At 70.3% G+C, this 19,185-nt stretch carries 12 protein-coding genes; 6 read left to right on the top strand and 6 right to left on the bottom strand.

Going from position 1 to position 19,185, the window contains the following annotated elements; all coding sequences use genetic code 11:
• The first annotated feature begins 107 nt into the window (after positions 1-107).
• Genes recC through recD form a run of 3 tightly spaced genes read left to right on the top strand, consistent with a single transcriptional unit; the run spans position 108 to position 8,772 of the window.
• On the top strand, positions 108-3,485 hold the full coding sequence (recC, locus tag ASD42_RS03610; protein WP_056810103.1) for an exodeoxyribonuclease V subunit gamma: 3,378 nt from the start codon (positions 108-110) through the stop codon (positions 3,483-3,485).
• A complete protein-coding gene (locus tag ASD42_RS03605) occupies positions 3,482-6,844 on the top strand; it encodes a UvrD-helicase domain-containing protein (protein ID WP_056810100.1) in 3,363 nt (1,120 codons plus the stop codon). Before recC ends, ASD42_RS03605 begins: the two co-directional genes overlap by 4 nt.
• Positions 6,841-8,772: an exodeoxyribonuclease V subunit alpha gene (gene recD / locus ASD42_RS03600; protein WP_056810099.1), complete on the top strand. Its 1,932-nt coding sequence runs from the start codon at positions 6,841-6,843 to the stop codon at positions 8,770-8,772. The genes ASD42_RS03605 and recD overlap by 4 nt, the downstream gene beginning before the upstream one ends.
• A gap of 83 nt (positions 8,773-8,855) precedes the next feature.
• On the opposite strand, the gene ASD42_RS33635 is transcribed toward recD, so the two are convergent.
• The 4 genes from ASD42_RS33635 to ASD42_RS03580 form a co-directional block, all read right to left on the bottom strand.
• Positions 8,856-11,168: a DUF4153 domain-containing protein gene (locus ASD42_RS33635; RefSeq protein WP_235569296.1), complete on the bottom strand. Its 2,313-nt coding sequence runs from the start codon at positions 11,166-11,168 to the stop codon at positions 8,856-8,858.
• A 74-nt stretch (positions 11,169-11,242) separates the two neighbouring features.
• Positions 11,243-12,280 (bottom strand): HAMP domain-containing sensor histidine kinase, encoded by a 1,038-nt coding sequence (locus ASD42_RS03590; RefSeq protein ID WP_056810094.1) that lies wholly within the window; start codon positions 12,278-12,280, stop codon positions 11,243-11,245.
• Positions 12,277-12,978: a response regulator transcription factor gene (locus tag ASD42_RS03585; protein WP_156677380.1), complete on the bottom strand. Its 702-nt coding sequence runs from the start codon at positions 12,976-12,978 to the stop codon at positions 12,277-12,279. Before ASD42_RS03585 ends, ASD42_RS03590 begins: the two co-directional genes overlap by 4 nt.
• 90 nt (positions 12,979-13,068) lie before the next feature.
• Positions 13,069-13,749 (bottom strand): TetR/AcrR family transcriptional regulator, encoded by a 681-nt coding sequence (locus ASD42_RS03580; protein ID WP_056815327.1) that lies wholly within the window; start codon positions 13,747-13,749, stop codon positions 13,069-13,071.
• A gap of 147 nt (positions 13,750-13,896) precedes the next feature.
• On the opposite strand from ASD42_RS03580, the gene ASD42_RS03575 reads away from it, so the two are divergent.
• Together ASD42_RS03575 and ASD42_RS03570 are read left to right on the top strand one after the other, a co-directional pair.
• Positions 13,897-15,471 carry a succinic semialdehyde dehydrogenase gene (locus ASD42_RS03575; protein ID WP_056810091.1) on the top strand — a complete coding sequence of 525 codons (1,575 nt, stop codon included), beginning with the start codon at positions 13,897-13,899 and terminating at the stop codon, positions 15,469-15,471.
• 30 nt (positions 15,472-15,501) lie between these two features.
• Positions 15,502-16,329, top strand: coding sequence for an SDR family NAD(P)-dependent oxidoreductase (locus ASD42_RS03570; RefSeq protein WP_056810088.1), 828 nt, complete (start codon positions 15,502-15,504; stop codon positions 16,327-16,329).
• Positions 16,330-16,419: 90 nt separating this feature from the next.
• Here the strand turns inward: ASD42_RS03570 and ASD42_RS03565 are convergent, their stop codons facing one another.
• The gene (locus ASD42_RS03565; RefSeq protein WP_056810085.1) at positions 16,420-17,226 is read right to left on the bottom strand and encodes a putative protein N(5)-glutamine methyltransferase; all 807 of its coding nucleotides are present in this window, start codon (positions 17,224-17,226) and stop codon (positions 16,420-16,422) included.
• Positions 17,227-17,290: 64 nt separating this feature from the next.
• Complete coding sequence (locus tag ASD42_RS03560; RefSeq protein ID WP_056810083.1) at positions 17,291-18,163, bottom strand: YdcF family protein; 873 nt, start codon at positions 18,161-18,163, stop codon at positions 17,291-17,293.
• 163 nt (positions 18,164-18,326) lie between these two features.
• On the opposite strand from ASD42_RS03560, the gene ASD42_RS03555 reads away from it, so the two are divergent.
• Entirely contained in the window at positions 18,327-19,178 is an 852-nt protein-coding gene (locus tag ASD42_RS03555) for a bifunctional 5,10-methylenetetrahydrofolate dehydrogenase/5,10-methenyltetrahydrofolate cyclohydrolase (RefSeq protein ID WP_056810080.1), read from the top strand.
• Positions 19,179-19,185: the final 7 nt, after the last annotated feature.

Here is a 19,185-nt window from a genome sequence, read left to right as displayed (position 1 = left end):
AGGCGTGGCCGGGACGCCTTGGGGTGTGGCGTATTTCACTAGCCCGGTCCAGTGGTGGTGGCGGGGTCGCGCGATTGCGGGTCGGTCGCTGGGCGTATAAACAACGGATGCCGTTGCACCTCCATCGCGCCGAACGCGCCGACGCGCTGGCCGACGGACTGGGGCGTTTGCTGGGGGCGGTGCCCGCCGATCCGTTCGTCGCGGATGTGGTCGCAGTGCCTGCCAAAGGGGTGGAGCGCTGGTTGGCGCAACGGTTGTCGGGTGTGCTCGGTGTGGTGGATGGCGGGCGTGGCCAGGTCGGTGACGGAATAGCCGCGAATATCGCCTTTCCCGCGCCTACCGCGCTGGTGGCCGAGGTGCTGGCCGGTGCGAGCGGGATCGGGCCCGCCGACGATCCGTGGGCCGGTCAGCGACTGGTGTGGACCCTGCTGCGGGTGATCGACGAGATCGCCGACCAGCCGTGGGCCGCGGTGCTGGCGCGTCATCTCGGCCTTCCCGGGACCGATCACCGAGTCGGCAGGCGCTACGCCACCGCCGCCCACCTCGCCGCGTTGTTCGACTCCTACGCGGCCCAACGCCCGCAGGTGCTGCTCGACTGGACCGCGGGCGCGGACACCGACGGTGCGGGCGGGCCGGTGCCCGACGATCTCGCGTGGCAGCCGCAACTGTGGCGCGCGCTGCGTACAGCGGTCGATGCCCCGAGCCCGGCCGAACGACTCGCTGACGCCTGCGCCCGGCTCCGCGCCGCGCCGGACTCGATCGACCTGCCCGAGCGACTCTCCCTTTTCGGCCTGACCAGGCTCCCCGCCGACCAACTGGCCGTCGTCACCGCCCTCGCCACCCACCGCGACGTCCACCTCTGGATGGCGCACCCGAGCCCGGCCATGTGGACCGCGCTCAGTGATGCTCGCGCGGTCGTCGGCGTCGAGGCGAACGACGAGGGGAGGGTCGGGAGTGGAGTGCGTCCGCGCGCCGACGACCACACCGCCGATCTGGTCTCCCACCCCCTGCTGTCGGGACTGGCCCGCGACGTCCGGGAGCTGGAACAGCGCCTGAATCCGTTGTTGGACAGTGACACTCACCTTCCCGGTGAGACAGCCACACACTCGCTGCTCGGTGCCGTACAGACTGCCGTGCGTGCCGACCGCGCCCCCGAACCGGGCGCGTCGCCGGACGGGAGCGTCGAGGTCCACGCGTGTCACGGCCCGGCGCGGCAGGTGGAGGTGCTGCGGGATCTGCTGCTCACGACGTTCGCCGCGGATCCGACGCTCGAGCCGCGCGACGTGCTGATCATGTGCCCGGACGTGGAGGCGTTCGCGCCGCTGGTGCGGGCGGCGTTCGGGCAGCGCGGCACCGGGGTGGACCTGCCGGTCGAGGGTGAACATCCGGCGCACCAGTTGCGGGTGCGGCTTGCCGATCGCGGGCGGGCGGTGACCAACCCGATGCTGGCCGTGGTGATCGAGCTACTCGACCTGGCCGACGGTCGCGTCACGGTGACGCAGGTGCTCGACCTGGCGGCGAGCGAAACCGTGCGCCGCCGTTGCGGGTTCGACGACGACGACATCGAACGGCTGCGCGAGTGGGCGGCCGAGTCGGGCGCGCGGTGGGGGATCGGGCAGCGTCAGCGCGAGGCGTTCGGCCTCGCCGATTTCGCCCAGAACACCCTCAACGCCGCGGTGGACCGCATCCTGCTCGGCGTCACCGCCGACGAATCCGGTGACGACTGGCTCGATCTGGCGCTGCCACTCGACGATGTCGACTCCAACGACGTCGACCTCGCGGGCCGCTTCGCGGAGTTCATCGACCGACTCGCGGTCTGTCTGCGCGACCTGCGCGGCCCCCGCCCGGCCGTCGAATGGACCGCCGTGCTGCTGCGCGCCGTCGAACTGCTCACCGATGTGCCCGACGCGCATTCGTGGATCCGCACCGAAGCGCGCCGCGAGATCGTCGCCGCCACCGAACACGCGGGCGACACCCCGCTGCGCCTGGCCGACGTGGCGGTCCTGCTGACCAGTCGTCTGGCAGGCGGCCCCGGCCGCGCGAACTTCCGCACCGGTGAACTCACCGTGTGCACCCTCGTGCCGATGCGGTCGGTGCCGCACCGCGTGGTGGTGCTGCTCGGCCTCGACGACGACGTCTTCCCGCGGCCCGGCAGTGTCGACGGCGACGACCTGCTGGCCCGCGACCCGCTGGTCGGCGAACGCGACGCGCGCAGCGAGGACCGCCAACTCCTCCTCGACGCCGTCATGGCGGCAGGCGACACCCTGCTGGTCCTGCACACCGGCGCGGACCCGGTCACCGGCGCCGCGCGTCCGCCCGCCGTCCCGGTCGCCGAACTCCTCGACGTGCTCGCCTGCCACGTGGGACCGGCAGCCATGGACGCCGTGCACATCCGTCACCCCCTGCAGGCCTTCGACCGCCGCAATTTCGCCCCCGAGAACCCCCGCAGCTTCGACACCGTCGCCCTGGCCGGTGCGCGCGCCGCCGCCCGCCCGTCACGGCCGCGGCCACCGCTGCTCACCGCGCCGTTGCCGCCCGCTCCCGCCACGGATGTCGCACTGGCGGAACTGATCTCGTTCGCCGAGCATCCGGTGCGCGCGTTCCTGTGGCAGCGGCTCGGCCTGCGGGTGCCCGAGGAATCCGAGGACATCGCCGATCAGCTCCCGATCGAACTCGACGGCCTGGCGAAATGGGACCTCGGCGAACGAATGCTGACCGCCCGCCTCACCGGTGCCGACCCGGCGGGGCTGCGCGCTGCCGAATGGCGTCGGGGAACATTGCCCCCCTTCGGTTTCGGGGCCAAGGTGCTCGACGAAGTGGAGGGCACGGTCGACACTCTCGTCCGTACCGCACTGCCCGACTACGAAGCGGCACCGCGCGCCGTCGACATCGCCATCGACCTCGGCAACGGCCGGACCCTCGCGGGCACCGTGCCCGAGGTCCGTGGGGAAACCCTGGTGCGCACCACCTACTCACGTCTGGCGCCGAAACACCGGCTCGCATCCTGGGTTTCGCTGCTGGCCCTCGCCGCCACCGAAGACCGATCGTGGCAGGCGATCAGTACGGGGCGAGGTCAATTCCGTAGCAGGCCGGTGGCCAGATCGGTGATCACCGCACCCGAAGCGCCTGCCGCACTGGCGATCCTGCGTGACCTGGTCCGGTTGCGCGACGAAGGGCTGTGCGAACCGCTGCCCTGCGCGCCCGCCGCCACCGCCGCCTATGCCGAGCGCCGATTCCGCGGTGACAGCGTGGCCGACGCCCTGCTCGCGGCCGAACACTCCTTCGACGGCGGCCCCAACGGGCCCGACAAGTTCGGTGACCACACCGACCGCTACCTGCGCTATGTGTGGGGCCGCGCACCCCGATTCGCCGGTCTCGCCACCGAACCCAGCCGACCGGGTGAGCCGGAGAGCACCCACTTCGGAGCCCTCGCGCGCCGCTGGTGGGCGCCGCTACTCGCCGCCGAGAGTCAGGGACAGCCGTGACGGGCACCGTATCGGCACCGACCGCGTTCGACGCCACGGGTCCGCTGCCCCAGGGCACCACCGTGCTCGAGGCCAGCGCGGGCACCGGCAAAACGCACGCCATCGTCGGGCTCGCGGTGCGCTACGTCGCCGAGGCGGGTATCGCGATCACCGAATTGCTCCTGGTCACGTTCAGCCGGGCGGCCACCCAGGAACTGCGTGAACGCACCAGGGATCGTTTCGTCACGGTGGCGACCGCACTGGCCGAGCCCGACACCGCACGCCACCACCAGGACGAACTCGTCCGGGCGATGGCCGATGCCGACCCCGCGACCGTGCGGCTGCGCAGGCACCGCTTGCTCACCGCCCTGGCTGATTTCGACGCGGGCACCATCGCCACCACCCACTCGTTCTGTCAGCGGATGCTCGACGAACTCGGTCTGGCCGGTGAACACGATCCGGGCGCCCGGCTGGTCGAATCGGTGGACGAACTCGTCGCCACCGTGGCCGACGACCTGTATCTGGCCCGCTACGCCCGTGACCGCGCCCCCTTCACGGTGCGCGATGCCCATACCCTGGCGCTGGCGGCGGTGCACGACCGCCACGCCGACCTCGCGCCGCGCACCGACGGTGCCGCGGGGGAGCGTGTCGCCTTCGCGAGCGCCGTGCGCGCCGAAACCGAACGCCGCAAACGCCGTGCGGGACTGCGCGATTTCGACGATCTGCTCGTGCTGCTGCACGATGTGCTGGCCGACCCGGACCACGGGCCACGCGCCTGCGCCAGGATCAGGCAGCGGTACCGGGTGGCGCTGGTCGACGAATTCCAGGACACCGATCCCCTGCAGTGGGACATCCTGCGCCTGGCCTTCCACCAGCACGCCACCCTCGTGCTGGTCGGCGACCCGAAGCAGGCCATCTACGCCTTCCGCGGCGCCGAGGTGCTCAGCTATCTCGACGCCGTGGCGCTGGCGGACCGCCGCAGCGAGCTCACCCGCAACTGGCGCAGCGACGCCGGACTGCTGCGCGCCATCGACCACCTGTGTGGCGGTGCGGAATTGGGTCACCCCGAGATCAGCGTGTATCCGGTCACCCCGACCCGCCCGACGACCCGCCTGCACGGTGAACCCGAGACGATCAGTCCGCTGCGACTGCGGGTGCTGCCTCGGACCGGGGCCGGTCCGCGCAATCGGTCGGGGTTCCCGTCGGTGGGCAGACAGCGCGCCAAGGTCGCCGACGACCTGGCCGCCGATATCGTCACCCTGCTCGAATCCGGCACCGCCATCGACGCCAAACCCCTACGCGGCGGGGATCATTCGCTCAGCGAGGTCGGTGACGGCCGGGTGCGCAGGCCGATCGGGCCCGGCGATATCGCGGTGCTGGTCCGCACCCGATCCCAGATCGACGTGGTGCGTGCGGCGTTGGACCGGGTCGGGGTCGCCTCCGTCCTCGCCGGTGGCACCAGTGTCTTCGCGACCGCCGCCGCGACCGACTGGCTGTGGGTGCTGCGTGCCCTGGAACAGCCGCATCGCGGTGACCGGGTGCGCCTGGCCGCGTGCACACCGATCCTCGGCGTGACCGCTGCCGAGATCGACTCGGGCGGTGCCGATCTCGTCGGCCGGGTCTCGACTCAGTTGCGCGACGCCGCGCGATTGTTCGCGCGCGCCGGATTCGCCGCCGTGTTCGACAAGCTCGCCACCGAAACCGATCTCGCGCCGCGCCTGCTCGCGGTGGACAACGGCGAACGCGAACTCACCGATCTGCGCCACCTCGCGCAGCTGCTCGACGAGGTCGCGCTGGCCGAGGGGCTGGGCCTGACCGCGCTCACCCGCTGGCTCGCCGACCGCGTGCGCGACCCGGAGGCCGGCAGTATCAGCGGTCGCAGCCGAAGGCTCGATCGGGACGCGGCGGCCGTGCAGATCGCCACCGTGCACGCCAGCAAGGGCCTCGAATTCCCCATCGTCTACCTGCCTTTCACCTGGGACAGCGCCAAGAATCCCTATCCCGCGACGCTGCTGTTCCACGACGACAACGGCACCAGGGTTCTCGATATCGGCGGCAAGGAGGCCCCCGGCTACGGTGAGCGCCAATTGCGGTGCGAGGCCGAGGAGTCGGGGGAGGAACTGCGGCTGCTGTATGTGGCGCTGACCCGGGCGATGTGCCAGGTCGTCGCGTGGTGGGCCCCCGCGGTGACCACCGGCGCCGCCCCGCTGCACCGCATGATGCTGGGTCGGCGGCCGGGTTCGGCGCAGGTACCGCGCCGGGCGGAGATCCCCGCCGATACCGCTGCGGCGCAGAGGATTTCCGAGTGGGCCGCCTCGGCTACGGACGTGATCTCGGTGACCATGGTCGATCGCCCCGAGGATGTGGCGCCCCGGCGGGTGCGCACCGAGCTGCCGACCGGTGAGCTGGCGGCCGCGGGGTTCACCCGCGCGCTCGACCAGCAGTGGCGGCGCACCTCGTACTCGGCGCTCACCGCCGGCGCGCACGACGCGCCAGGGGTGAACGACGAGGAACCCGAGGACGGCCCGGGTCCTGACGACGAGCCGACCGAGGCGCCGGTCGACGCCCTCACCGGCAGCACGGCCGCTCCGTCGTTGATGAACGATCTGCCCTATGGCGCCGAATTCGGCACGCTGGTCCACGGCGTTCTCGAAACGGTCGATACCTCGGTGCCCGATCTCGCCGCCGAGGTCCACCGACGGTGTGTCGAGGCGGTCGAGCACACGATGGCCGAGCTCGACGTCGACCTCCTGTCGTCAGCGTTGCTCGAAGTCCTGCGCACCCCGGCCGATTTCGGCTCCCTGGCCGCCGTCGCGACCCGGGACCGGCTCAACGAACTGGAATTCGAACTGCCGCTCGGTGGCGGCGATGCCCCCGGTGCGCGCTCGGCGGGGATGCACGCCATCGCCGCGCTGCTGCGCACCCACCTGCCCGCCGACGACGATCTTGCCGGGTACGCCGATCATGTTGCCGCACTGCCCGATACGGTGCTACGCGGCTATCTCACCGGCAGCATCGACGCCGTCCTGCGGGTGCCCGACGGAACGGGTGGGCTCCGCTATCTCATCGTCGACTACAAGACCAACCGGCTCGGCACCGGCGACCTCACCGTCGAGCACTACCGTCGCGACCACATGGTCGCGGAGATGATCCGCTCGCACTATCCGCTGCAGGCGCTGCTGTATGCCGTTGCGCTGCACCGTTATCTGCGCTGGCGGCTGCCGGACTACGATCCCGCCCACCATCTGGGTGGGGCCAGGTATCTGTTCGTGCGCGGCATGATCGGCACGTCGACACCGCCGGGCCACGGTGTTTTCGATTGGTACCCGTCCGCGCGACTCGTTGTCGCGCTGTCGGATCTGCTCGCGGGGCAGCGATGACCTCTATTCAGGTGGCGCAGCGGGGGACCGGGTTGCTGCGGGTGTTCAACGAAGCGGGCGTCCTGTCCGCCGCCGACGTGCACGTGGCGGTGCGGTTGGGTCGGATGGGGCGCGAGGACAGCGAGGACGTGCTGTTCGTGGCGGCCCTGGCCGTGCGCGCGGTGCGCTCCGGATCGGTGTGTCTCGAGCTGGCTCGAATGCGTGAGATCGGCATCGACGCCGACGAAACTCGCGACGGCGCCACGGGAATCGACCCGGCGACCCTGCCGTGGCCGGACATCGATCGGGTGCTCACCGCCCTGCGTCGCAGTCCGCTGATCCGCGGCGGGCAGTCCGGTCCGCTGCGCCCGTTGCGGATCGTCGAAGCCGACGCCGAGGGCGGCGCGCTGCTCTACCTCGACCGGTACTACCAGCAGGAACAGACTCTGCGGCGAGTGCTCACCGAACGCAGTGCCGACCACCCCGCGATCGATACCGAACTCGTGCGCGCACAACTGGATCGGCTCTTCGCCGACCCCCTCGGCGACGGTCCCGACCGGCAACGCTTGGCCGCGGCCCTCGCCGCTACCCACTGGACCACCGTCGTCGCCGGTGGTCCCGGCACCGGCAAAACCCACACCATCGCCCGCATCTTGGCCCTGCTCACCGCCCACCGCGGGGCCTCGCCGAAGTTGCCCGCCCTGCGTATCGCCCTCGCCGCACCCACGGGCAAAGCGGCGGCCCGGCTGCAGGAAGCGGTGCGCGAACAAGCCGCCGTCCTCGGCCTGCCCGAACTCACCGCCTCGACCCTGCACCGTCTGCTGGGCTGGCAACGTGGCCGCACCACCCGATTCCGCCATCACGAACACAACCGCCTGCCCTACGACGTCGTGGTGGTCGACGAGACCTCGATGGTGTCGCTGACGATGATGAGTCACCTGTTCTCGGCCCTGCGCCCTGATACCCGCCTGGTGCTCGTCGGCGATCCCGACCAACTCGCCTCGGTCGACGCGGGTGCGGTGCTGGCCGACCTCGTGGCCGGACCGGTCAGCGGTGCGCCGAACGAGGCGCTGCGTGCGGTGCTGGGTGAGGTCGAGCTGCCCGAGGTGGTCGACCCGAGTTCGGCGGCCTCGGTGCCCGGTGCGCAGGCGCCCTCGCTCACCGACCTCGAACAGCGGCGTCTGCAAGGCGGGATCGTTCGATTGACCAGGGGTAGACGGTTCGGCGGGCGCATCGCCGACCTGGCCGTGGCCGTTCGCGCGGGCGACGCGGACGCGGCGCTGGCCATTCTGCGGGCGGGCGGGGACGATGTGTCGCTGTGCGCCCCCGACGACACCCGCGCTGTCCGGGCGGATGTGACAACCGCAGCCCTCGCCGTCACGGCCGCCGCCGAGGCGGGCGACGCGAGCGGGGCGCTGACCGCGCTGGAGTCGCATCGATTGCTCTGCGCCCATCGTCAGGGCCCCTTCGGCGTGGAACGCTGGGACCGGATGGCCGCCGAGTGGGCCGCGGCCGGTGGCGCGGGACCCGAAGGGCCGCAATCGGTCTGGTACCCGGGCCAGCCGCTGCTGGTCACCGCCAACGACCACGAGGCCCGGATCTACAACGGTGACACCGGCGTCATCATCCGCCGCCCCGACGGCTCGCTGCGCGCGGCCCTGCAACGCGGCAGCGAGCCCTATCTGGTCCACCCGACTCAATTCCCCGCCGTGGTCACGGTTTTCGCCATGACCATCCACCGCAGCCAGGGCAGCCAGTACGACACCGTCTCGGTTGTGCTCCCCGAACCGGAATCCACGCTGCTGACCAGGGAACTCCTCTACACAGCCATCACCAGGGCCCGTACTCACGTCCGCATCATCGGCACCGAGGACTCCATTCGCGCCGCGATCGGCCGCCGCGTTCTGCGAGCGAGCGGCCTGTCCAGAACCGTTGCGCCACAGGAATAGTCGCTGTCGCGCACCGGCCTCGGACGTGTTGCTCGAAGTCGCGGTGCGCGGTCGCCCGTGGTGCGCGACCGCATCCCGATGCGTCAGCGAGCTGAGCTGCGCGACCAGTTCCAGGACCACCACTGGTCGTCGTCGAGGCCGTCGAGGACGGGGGTCTCGATCCGGGTGCGGAGGTTGTCGGGCAGCGGGTCGAGGGCGGGGAGGATATCGGGGGAGAGGTTGCTCAGGTAGTCCGCGTCCAAGCGGCCGCTGGTCTGCCAACGGTCGATATTGCGTTCGGCGACAAGGTGTTCCGGGTTCAGCAGTGCCAAGGCGATGAGGGTGCCGAGTGCGGTGCCGATCGCGGCGCGCGGCACCCAGCTCCAGCGCAGTCGCGCGATGGCGATCAGCACGAGGACGTAGACGAGGCCGACCCAGAGCTCGCACGTCGTCACCAGCAGTCGCAGCACAGTGAACCCGTAGGCCTGCTGATAGGTCCACATCCGGCCGAGCGCGGAGCACACGATCACCAGCGCCAGCACGCTCACCGCGCTCAGCAGGACGCGCAGCGACCGGCGGTCGGCGGCGGTGTCCTGCACCGACCAGTGCAAGACGGCCAGAATCACGGCCAGCGTCAGAATGCTCACCGCCGACAACTGCCAGAACCCGCTGCGCGCGTACTCGGCGTAGGTCAGACCCGCGGTGCGCTGCACGTAATCGTCGCCGCCGAACAGCGCGACGAACTGCGCGCCGACGAACACCGCGAACAGCACGGTCAATGCCCCGACGGGCAGCATCCACTCACTACGTGACCACAGTCGCACCGGCCGCACCGAATCCGCCGCGTGCGCAGGCGGCCCCGCGAGCAGATACAGCGCGGCCAGCACGCCCACCGTGACGACCGCGAACAGGAAGATCCACCGCCACGCCGCCGGACCGTCCACGGTCGGCACGAGCAAGTTCAACAGCTTCGCGAAGGTCGCGTCCGCCCCGCCGAGCAGTGGCACGAACACCACCAGCAACGCGGCGGTCGCGGCTACCGACACCCCGTACCGACGGACACCGGAGGTCCCCGTCGACCGCGACTTCCGCAACCCCGAGAACGCCCACGGCACAGCGCCGAACGACGCCAACGGCACCGCGAACATGTCGTGCACGATGCCACGCACACTGCGCCGTCCCAACACCGCCAACGACCCGGCGACACACGCCGCGATCACACACAGCACGAACAGCCATCCCGCCGCCCGGACCGTCCCCACGCCGAGCAGCACAATCGCCGCCGTCGCCCACCAAGCCCGATCACCGATCGAAACGGAGTGGGAAGCGACCTCGTTCGACGACGTTGCGCGGCCGGCAGGTGCCGTCGCGGCGGACGGGTCGTCGCCAGCCGAAGCCGAATCAGCAGTATTCGCAGCGAGTTTCGCGGACTTCACGCTGTTGTCGGCCCCGCCAACCGTGGGTCGGTCGCTCGTGGGATCGGCCGATCGATCGGTGGGCGTGCGTTCGTCGTTCGTCGCGGCGTTCGCATGCGTGGCATCGTCGCCCGTGCCGGTGTCCACGGTGCGGCCTGACTCGGTACCTTCAGTGGCTGCCGCGGCTCCCTCGGTGTTCGACGCGGCGAGAGCGTCGGATGCTGAAGGTGGCAGTGGCTCAGCAGGTTTCGTGCCAAGACCTTCGGCCGTGGTCGGCACCGCCCCGGGCGGAGTGATCACAGGGGGCTCTCCGGCCGTCGGAGAGGAATGCGATGGGCTCTCCTCGGGCGTTCCGCGCGACCGGGCGCGATAGTCGACCGCGCAGAGGGCCCCGGTGATGGCGACACCCGTGACCAGCCAGCCGATGCCGGGACGGTCGAGCGGGATCACGGTGGCCCCGACGATTCCGGCGAGGGCCGCGGCCGGGAGGACACCGGGTGGGCGCGCTACGCGCTGCCAGCGTGGGGGGACAGGCGGAATGGGCGGTGGCATGGCGATGACCGGCGACATAGTCGACCAAGCGGCGGCTCGTGCGGCGTCGGGCCCCGGATAAACGGTGGTGCGGCTCGCGGCGAGCAGGGTCGCGAACGGCACCGAGTCGGCGGGGCTCTGTGTCGCAGGTGATGTCCCGTCCGGCGCCGTGGTCTTGGTGAGCACAGCAGTCGACTGGGTACCGGGGCTTGTCGCACCGCCACCCACCTGCGGATCGCTCCCGGCATCGGATGAAACACCGGAGTCGGGCACGCTCGGCTTGTTCGCTGGGTCGTTTGCCGACTTCCCGGATCCCGTTGTGCCGCTGCCTGTTGCGGCGCCACCTTCGACGGCGCCGGGAGGCGAAACAGTCGTGGTCGTCTCGGTGCCGTGCTGACCGGTAACGGCCTGTGTAGCGGCATTTCGGCTGTCAGCCGGGATCGGTCCCTCGGCTATCGGCTTGTCGGACATGGGTTTCCCCTCCTGGAGGTGTGCGGATTCGTCCCGGCACCGAGGTGCCGGGAGGGGTGATGTGGATGTAGGGGTCAGTCCGTGGGGAGGACGACGCGCATGCGGGAGCCGGGGTCGGCGACGGCGATGGAGCCGCCGTGTAGGTCGATCACCCAGCGGGCGATGGCCAGGCCGAGGCCGGTGCCGCCGCCGTCGGTGCGCCCGCCACGGGTGAAACGGTCGAAGACGGTGGCGCGCTCGGCTTCCGGAATGCCGGGGCCGTCGTCCTGGATCTCGAGGACGGTTCCCTGGGGTCCGGTCGACGCCGAGACGCGGACCTCACCGCCGGACGGACCGTGCCTGGCCGCGTTGTCGAGCAGGTTGAACAGCACCTGGTGCAGGCGCGCCCGGTCGGCGAACACGGTCGCGCAGGCGGGTTCGATCGAGGTGGTGAACCGGACACCGCGGCCGAGCGCGGCGGTCATCACCTCGGCTTCGGCGATCACCTCCGCCAACAGCGGTGTCAGCGGCAGGATTTCGCGATCCAGCGTGAACGCCCCCGCCTCGATGCTGGACAGGTCGAGGAGTTCGGAGACGAGCAGACCGAGGCGTTCGGTCTGGGCCAGCGCGGTGCGCAGCGTCGCCGGGTCGGGTTCGCTCACCCCGTCGACCAAGTTCTCCAGCACGGCGTGCAGTGCGGTCACCGGGGTGCGCAGCTCATGGGACACATTGGCGATGAGGTCACGACGTTGCCGGTCGGCGGCGGCCAGGTCGGCGGCCATCTGGTTGAACGCCGTCGCCAGCTGACCCACTTCGTCCTGCGAGGTTGCCCGTACGCGAAAGCTGTAGTCGCCCTGAGCCATCCGCCGAGCAGCCGCGGTCATCTCGCGCAGCGGGCGGGTGATCCCGTGCGCGAGGAACTGTGAGGTGAGCAGCGCGATCCCGATCGCGGCCACAGTGGTGCGCGGCGGCAGCCAGCCGATCTTCAGCCGGAAGTACCCGAACGCGACACCGCCCGAACACAACATCAACACGGCCAGTTTGAGCTTGATCGACCGCAGTCGGTCCAGTGGCCGCGGCAGCACGTCGGCGATCCGGTCCATCAACGCCGCGGTGCGTTCCGGCGCCGTCATCGGGCGTCCAGGGCATACCCGACACCGTGCACGGTGCGGATGAGATCGGCGCCGAGCTTGCGTCGCAACGCTTTCACATGCGAATCCACCGCCCGGGTGCCCGCCGCGTCGGACCAGTCCCAGATGTCCTCGAGCAGCCGTTCCCTGGCGAGTACCGCCCGCGGACGTTGCGCGAGTCGCGTCAACAAGTCGAATTCCAGTGGGGTGAGCCGTGCCTCGGTGTCGCCGCGCCACACCCGGCGCTCGGCGAGATCTATGCGCAGATCACCGACGACGATGCTGTTGTCGCCGCGCTCGGCGGCCCGTTCCACGCGCCGCAACAGCGCGTGCACGCGGGCGGCGAGTACCCGCATCGAGAACGGCTTGGTGAGATAGTCGTCGGCGCCGACACCGAGCCCGATGAGCTGGTCGGTCTCGTCGGTGCGCGCGGTGAGCATGAGGACGGGCACCGGGCGCTCGGCCTGAATCCGACGGCACACCTCCAGCCCGTCGAACCCCGGCAACATCACGTCGAGGACCACCAGATCGGGTTCCCCCGCGAGGGCCGCCGCCACCGCGGCGGGCCCGTCGTGTGCCAGGTCGACGGTGAACCCTTCGGCCCGCAACCTGGCAGCCACGGACTCGGCGATCGTCACCTCGTCATCGACCACCAGGATCCGGCGTACCGCCTGTCCTGTCCCGCCCCCACTGTTCTCCATGGTGCGACCCTAGCGAGCGGGTGTGGAGGGTTGCGTCGCCAAATGTGGAGATTCTGTGTGGAGTGCACCGCTGCCGCGGAACCCGAGGCGCTACGGATCCGGGAAGAGACCGGGCAGTTCCATCGCGTAGGCGAGATCGTCGCGGGTGCCGAGGGTGACCAGCAGGACACGGATCATGGTCACCCTGGCCTCGGACGCCAGCGCCGGATCGGGCTCGCTGCCCGGCTCGCTGCCCGCGGTGAGCCGGTAGACGATGTATTCGCACACGTGCAGCGCCGCGTCCAGGTCGAGCGGTGCGGGCACCGGGCGGCCGAGGTCGCCGAAGGTCTTGCGCACCAGATCGCGGATATCGTCGAGCGCGCGTTCGCGGTAGCCCGAGACGACCGAAGCGGGATCGTGCAGCTCGGCGAACAAGGGGCGCAGCATCGGGCCGTGCCCACGGGCCCAGTCCACATACGCGTCGATCAGCCGGATGCCCAGCTGAACCGGCTCGTCGGTCCCGGCGAGTGCCTCACGGATGCCGCCGACGAGGCCGTCGTTGGACGCGTCGAGCACCGCGTGCAGCGGCTCGGACACGTTGCCGAAATAGCGGTAGAAAGTGGGTCTGGCCAGCCCGGCCTCTTCGATGATCTGGGCCACGCTCAACCCGCGCGAGCCGGTGCGCGCGAACACCGCGGCGGTCGCCTCGACGATCCTGGCGCGCACTTCCTCGGCCTGCTCCTGGGTCTGCGGCGGGCGCCCGCGACGTACCGCCGTCGATTCCTCGGTCATCGCACCTCCCTCACCGCTGGTGAACACACCTTGAAAGCTTGACACGAACCCTGGCGCTGGCATTAATCTAACACTAGTGTTCAGTAAATAACCTGAACGTGCGCGACCTGTTCCGCGCGATCCATCTGTTGAGGAGAAGGGCCGACAATGACGACAGCCCCAGAGCTGACCGCCGAACCCACCGCGCTGCCCACCGCGCTGGTCAAGCCCCTGTTCGAACGCGGAGTCGCCGGCGGCGCCCCGTCGGTTCCGGTCTTCGCCCCGGCTACCGGCCACAAGATCGGCGACCTGCCGCAGTCCTCGGTCGCCGATATCGAGCGCGCCTTCGCCGTCGCCAGGCACGCGCAGCGCGACTGGGCCAAGGTGGGCGTCAAGCAGCGCGCCGAGATCGTGCGCCGCTTCCACGACATCGTGCTCGCCGAGCAGGACACCATCCTCGACATCGTGCAGACCGAGACCGGCAAGTCCCGTCCGCACGCCTTCGACGAGATCGCCGACGTGGCGCTGAACGCGCGCTACTACGCCACGGTCGCCCCCAAACTGCTCGCCGAGCGCAAGCCGCGCGGCGTGCTGCCGGTGCTCACCTCGGTCGAGGTGCACAACCGGCCCAAGGGCGTCGTCGCGGTCATCTCGCCGTGGAACTACCCCCTCGCGCTGGCGGCCTCCGACGCGCTGCCCGCCCTGCTCGCGGGCAACGCGGTCATCGCGCGCCCCGACAACCAGACGGCGCTCACCGCCCTGTGGGCCATCGATGCCGCCGAGCGGGCCGGGCTGCCGCGCGGTCTGTGGCAGGCGGTGCTCGGCCGTGGCCGCGAGATCGGCGGCGACGTGATCGCGCGCGCCGACTACGTCGACTACACCGGTTCCAGCGCGACCGGCCGGACCATCGCCCAGCAGGCCGGCGAACGTCTGATCGGCTACTCCCTCGAACTCGGCGGCAAGAACCCGCTGCTCGTGCTGGCCGACGCCGATGTCTCCAAGGCGGCGAAACTGGCTGTGCGCGCGTGCTTCTCGTCGGCCGGTCAGCTCTGCGAGTCGATGGAACGCATCTACGTCGACGCCTCGGTCTACGACCAGTTCGTCGCGGAATTCGTCGGCAACGTCAAGAACATGTCGCTCGGCGGCGAACTCGACTACAGCCGGGACATGGGTTCGCTGACCTTCCAGCGTCAGCTCGACACCGTCAGCGGCCACGTGGACGACGCGGTCGCCAAGGGCGCCAAGGTGCTCGCCGGTGGCCGGGCCCGCCCGGATCTCGGTCCGTACTTCTACGAGCCCACCGTGCTCGCGGACGTCGCGCCCGGCATGACGGTCTTCCGCGAGGAGACCTTCGGCCCGGTCGTCTCGGTGTACAAGGTCGACTCCGACGAGGCCGCCGTCGAGGCAGCCAACGACACCGCCTACGGCCTCAACGCCAGCGTGTGGAGCCGGGACGTGAACCGTGGCAAGGAAGTCGCCGCCCGGATCAACGCCGGTTCGGTGAACGTGAACGAGGGCTTCAGCGCCGCCTGGGGCAGCGTCGACGCGCCCTCGGGTGGTCTCGGCATCTCCGGTCAGGGGCGTCGCCACGGTCCGGAAGGCCTGCTGAAGTACATCGACACCCAGACCATCGCGGTTCAGCGGCTGCTGCCGATCGCGCCGCTGCCCGGAATGTCCGAGCAGATGTGGGCCAAGACGATGACGGTGGTTTTCGGTGTCATGAAGACACTGCGCCAGAAGTAGCCGAACACGAGCAGGGGTAGGTAGCGAGAGATGAAGTTGGAAACGGTCGCAGGCAAGCGGGTTCTCATCACCGGCGCGGCGATGGGGCTCGGGAAGTTGTTCGCCGAGAAGGCCGTTGCCGAAGGCGCCGACGCGGTCGTGCTGTGGGATATCAACGAGCTGGCGCTGCGCGAGACGGCGGCGCAGCTGACCGCCGCGGGCGGCAAGGTGCACCACTATGTGGTGGATGTGTCCTCGCCGGACTCGATCCGCGAGGCGGGCGAGGCGGTGCGCAAGGAAGTCGGCGGCATCGACATCCTCGTCAACAACGCGGGCATCGTGCGTGGCAACACCTACTTCTGGGAAACCGAGAACCGCGCCGACATCGACAAGACGATGGCGATCAACTCGTTGGCCCCGATGTACGTCACCCTGGAGTTCCTGGCAGGCATGGTCGCCGGTGCGGGCCAGGCGCGCGTGCTCAATATCGCGTCGTCGGCCGGTCTGGTCGCCAACCCTCGCATGGCCGTCTACGCGGGGTCGAAGTGGGCGGCGCTGGGCTGGTCGGATTCGGTGCGTCTCGAGCTCGAGCAGGCGGGCCACGACCACGTGAAGGTCACCACGGTCTGTCCGACCTACATCAACACCGGCATGTTCGACGGCGCGAAAGGCATTCTGTTCACGCCGATGCTCGAGCAGCACGAGGTCGTCGACACCTCGTGGTCGGAGATGAAGAAGGGCGGCGCCCTGGTGGTGCTCCCGTGGACCTCGCGGATGAACCGGGCACTGACCGGTCTGCTGCCGATCAAGGTTCGCGACTTCTACCTGAACGCGGTGGGCGTGTACCACTCGATGGATCAGTTCACCGGGCGCAAGTAGGCATTCGGTGCGGGTGCCCCCGTCGACCGGTCGCAAGGCGATCGTTCGACGGGGGCATCGTCGTTTTCGGGTGGTGTGGTGGGGTCGCGATCAGCGAGGATCTCGGGTACCGACGACCACGGTGGCGTAGTACTCCTCGGACTCCGCCACACGGGGTACGAGACCGTGCGCGGTGAGCACCGAGCACGCGATATCGACCTGTCCCGCACCGGTTTCCACCAGCACGGTGCCGCCCGGCGCCAGCCATGCGGCCGCACCCTCGGCGACCCGCCGGAATATATCGAGCCCGTCCTCGCCACCGTCGAGCGCGGCCAGCGGCTCGTGCTCGCGTGCCTCCGGCGGCAGGTCCGCGACCCGGGCACTGGGCACATACGGTGTGTTCGCGAGCAGGATGTCGATGCGCCCGCGCAGGTCACCCGGCAGCGCGTCGAACAGATCGCCGCCGAACACCGGTGCGCTCATCGGCGCGAGATTCTCGCGGGCGCAGGCGACGGCCACGGGGTCGATATCAGCGGCGACGAGCTCGACGTCGCAGCCCCGCGCGGTGAGCTCGGTCGCCGCGCTCAGCCCGAGCGCCCCACAGCCACAACACAGGTCGACCACACAGGCTCGCTTCGTGCCGGGCGCGACACCGTCGACCGCCTGCTCCACCAGGAACGCCGTGCGCTGACGCGGCACGAAAACGCCCGGTCGCACGCCGACCCGCAGTCCCCGGAATTCCACCCAGCCGAGCAGATATTCGAGCGGAGTCCCCGAGACCCGTTGTCCCACCAACGCGTCCAGTCGGCGGGGATCACCTGCCGCCGCCTCGATCAACAGCGTGGCCTCGTCCTCGGCGAACACGCATCCCGCATGCCGCAACGTCACGACCACCTCGGGAAAACCGGAACCGCTCATGCGCCGATTGTTCCTGACCTGGCAAACGAATTTTCACCGCAGGCGGTGGTCGCGGCGCAACGGCTCAGCGCGAAGTGTCCAGTTCGAAGGTGCGGGTCGCGTCGAGGTAGATCCCGCGCTGGGCACTGCGCGCGGGCGGGGGCAACTGGGAAACCAGCTGCTCGAGCGAGGTCATCGCCCCCACCACATGCGTTCCCGCCACGATGAAGTCGGCGACCGCGCGGCGAATGTGGTTCGGGGAGGTCACCACCACCGCGCTGGTCGCACCGAGATCGCGCAGCAGCCTGGTGCTGAACAGCGCGTTCTGCACCGTCGACCCGGCCCGATCCTCCACATGGATCCGATCGCCGGGCAGCCCGCGCGCGGTCAGCCAGCGCCGCATCGCCTCGGCCTCGGAGATACCGTTCTGGGGATTACCGCCGGTCACGATCACCGGGGAGAACGGCGCGGCGATCGCCTGCATCCACGCCGCGGTGAGCCGGTTCTCCAGCTCCGGTCGCAGCGCGCCGTCGGGCAGCAGGCCGTAGCCCAGGACCACGATGCCGGTCTGCGGACCGACCAGCGCCGGCAGCGGGTTGGGCAGGGTGGCGGCGGCAGCGGTCACCGCGTGCAGCACGTGGTTGGTGCGTGCCGCCATGCCCGCGTCGATTCCGCCGAGCCTGGTCAGTGCGTCACCGACCGCGGCCGGATCGCCCGCGTAGTGCGACCAGATCGCCTGGAGGGCGAGCGCGTCGGCATCATGGGGATCGGCGGCGATGAGGGCGCGGAGGTCGGCACGTCCGGCGGCGTCGTCACCGTCGGTGAAATGCCGTTGCGCCGAGTTGTAGAGCGCTGTCACATCGGCTTCCGCGGCGGCTGGGCCCACGGTGACGCCCGTCAATGCGGCGGTCGCCAGGACGGCGGCGGCCAGTTGTTTCCAGTTCCTCGAGATCTTCAAGTCAGTCGCAACCCTTCCCGCGAACGGTTCGGTACGTGCTGGCAGAGCAGAGCTGCCGACACCCTACGGCCGTTCATCCGGCGCCCGGTGGATCTCGACCAGCTTGCGCGCGTCGCGGCCCGGCGGCAGGCTGTCGGCCCGGCGGCGGATAAGGTGACTCACCGTGGATACCGCTTCGCTGACCGGCAAGGAACTCGCCGCCGCCATCAACGCCGACTCGAAGGAGCGCGCGGCCGCGCTCACCGCCGCGGGCACCGCGCCGACGCTGGCGCTGATCGTCGCCAACGACGACCCGGCGAGCGCCTGGTACGTGAACTCCCTGCGCAAGGCCGCCGAACGACTCGGAATCGCCTGCGAGCGCATCGATCTCGGCGCCGACGCGAGCGCCGAGACGATTCGCGCCGAACTGAGCGCGCGCAGCGCCGACCCGGCCACCGATGCGATCATGCTGCAGACCCCGCTGCCGGTCGGCGTGAACCTCGACGACGTGAGTTCCGCGATCGCCGCGACCAAGGATGTCGACGGCGTCAGCCCGCTGTCGCTCGGCCTGCTCGCCTCCGGCCTCGACGGATTCGTCCCCGCCACCTCCGAAGCCGTCGTCGAGCTGCTGAAGCATCACGGCATCGCGCTGCAGGGGCGTCTCGTCACCGTGGTCGGCCGCTCCAATATCGTCGGCAAGCCGCTGGCTCAGCTGCTGCTCGCCGAGAACGCGACCGTCACGGTCGCGCACTCACGCACGGCCGACCTGGCCGCGGTCACCACCCCCGCGGACATCGTGGTCGCCGCGGCGGGCCGGATCGGCCTGGTCACCGGCAAGCACATCGGCGAGGGTGCGGTGGTGATCGACGTGGGCACCAACGAAGCCGAAGACGGCGGCATCGTGGGCGACGTCGACGCGGCGTCGGTCATCGGCAAGGCTGCGGCGCTGAGCCCCGTTCCCGGTGGTGTCGGCCCGGTGACCACCGCGCTGCTTATGCGCCATGTGGTCGTCGCCGCCGAAAAAGCCCGCGCCTGAACACTTT

The sequence above is a fragment of the Nocardia sp. Root136 genome (assembly GCF_001427185.1).
GTDB classification, from domain to species: Bacteria; Actinomycetota; Actinomycetes; order Mycobacteriales; family Mycobacteriaceae; genus Nocardia; species Nocardia salmonicida.
The sequence above is the reverse complement of the archived record's forward strand: the minus strand, read 5'-3'. Positions and strand labels throughout refer to the sequence as shown.

Excerpts from the sequence above, each read along its gene's own strand:
- recC (WP_056810103.1), top strand. The coding sequence starts at position 108 with ATGCCGTTGCACCTCCATCGCGCCGAACGCGCCGACGCGCTGGCCGAC.
- recD (WP_056810099.1), top strand. The coding sequence starts at position 6,841 with ATGACCTCTATTCAGGTGGCGCAGCGGGGGACCGGGTTGCTGCGGGTG.
- ASD42_RS33635 (WP_235569296.1), bottom strand. The coding sequence starts at position 11,168 with ATGTCCGACAAGCCGATAGCCGAGGGACCGATCCCGGCTGACAGCCGA.
- ASD42_RS03590 (WP_056810094.1), bottom strand. The coding sequence starts at position 12,280 with ATGACGGCGCCGGAACGCACCGCGGCGTTGATGGACCGGATCGCCGAC.
- ASD42_RS03585 (WP_156677380.1), bottom strand. The coding sequence starts at position 12,978 with ATGGAGAACAGTGGGGGCGGGACAGGACAGGCGGTACGCCGGATCCTG.
- ASD42_RS03580 (WP_056815327.1), bottom strand. The coding sequence starts at position 13,749 with ATGACCGAGGAATCGACGGCGGTACGTCGCGGGCGCCCGCCGCAGACC.
- ASD42_RS03575 (WP_056810091.1), top strand. The coding sequence starts at position 13,897 with ATGACGACAGCCCCAGAGCTGACCGCCGAACCCACCGCGCTGCCCACC.
- ASD42_RS03570 (WP_056810088.1), top strand. The coding sequence starts at position 15,502 with ATGAAGTTGGAAACGGTCGCAGGCAAGCGGGTTCTCATCACCGGCGCG.
- ASD42_RS03565 (WP_056810085.1), bottom strand. The coding sequence starts at position 17,226 with ATGAGCGGTTCCGGTTTTCCCGAGGTGGTCGTGACGTTGCGGCATGCG.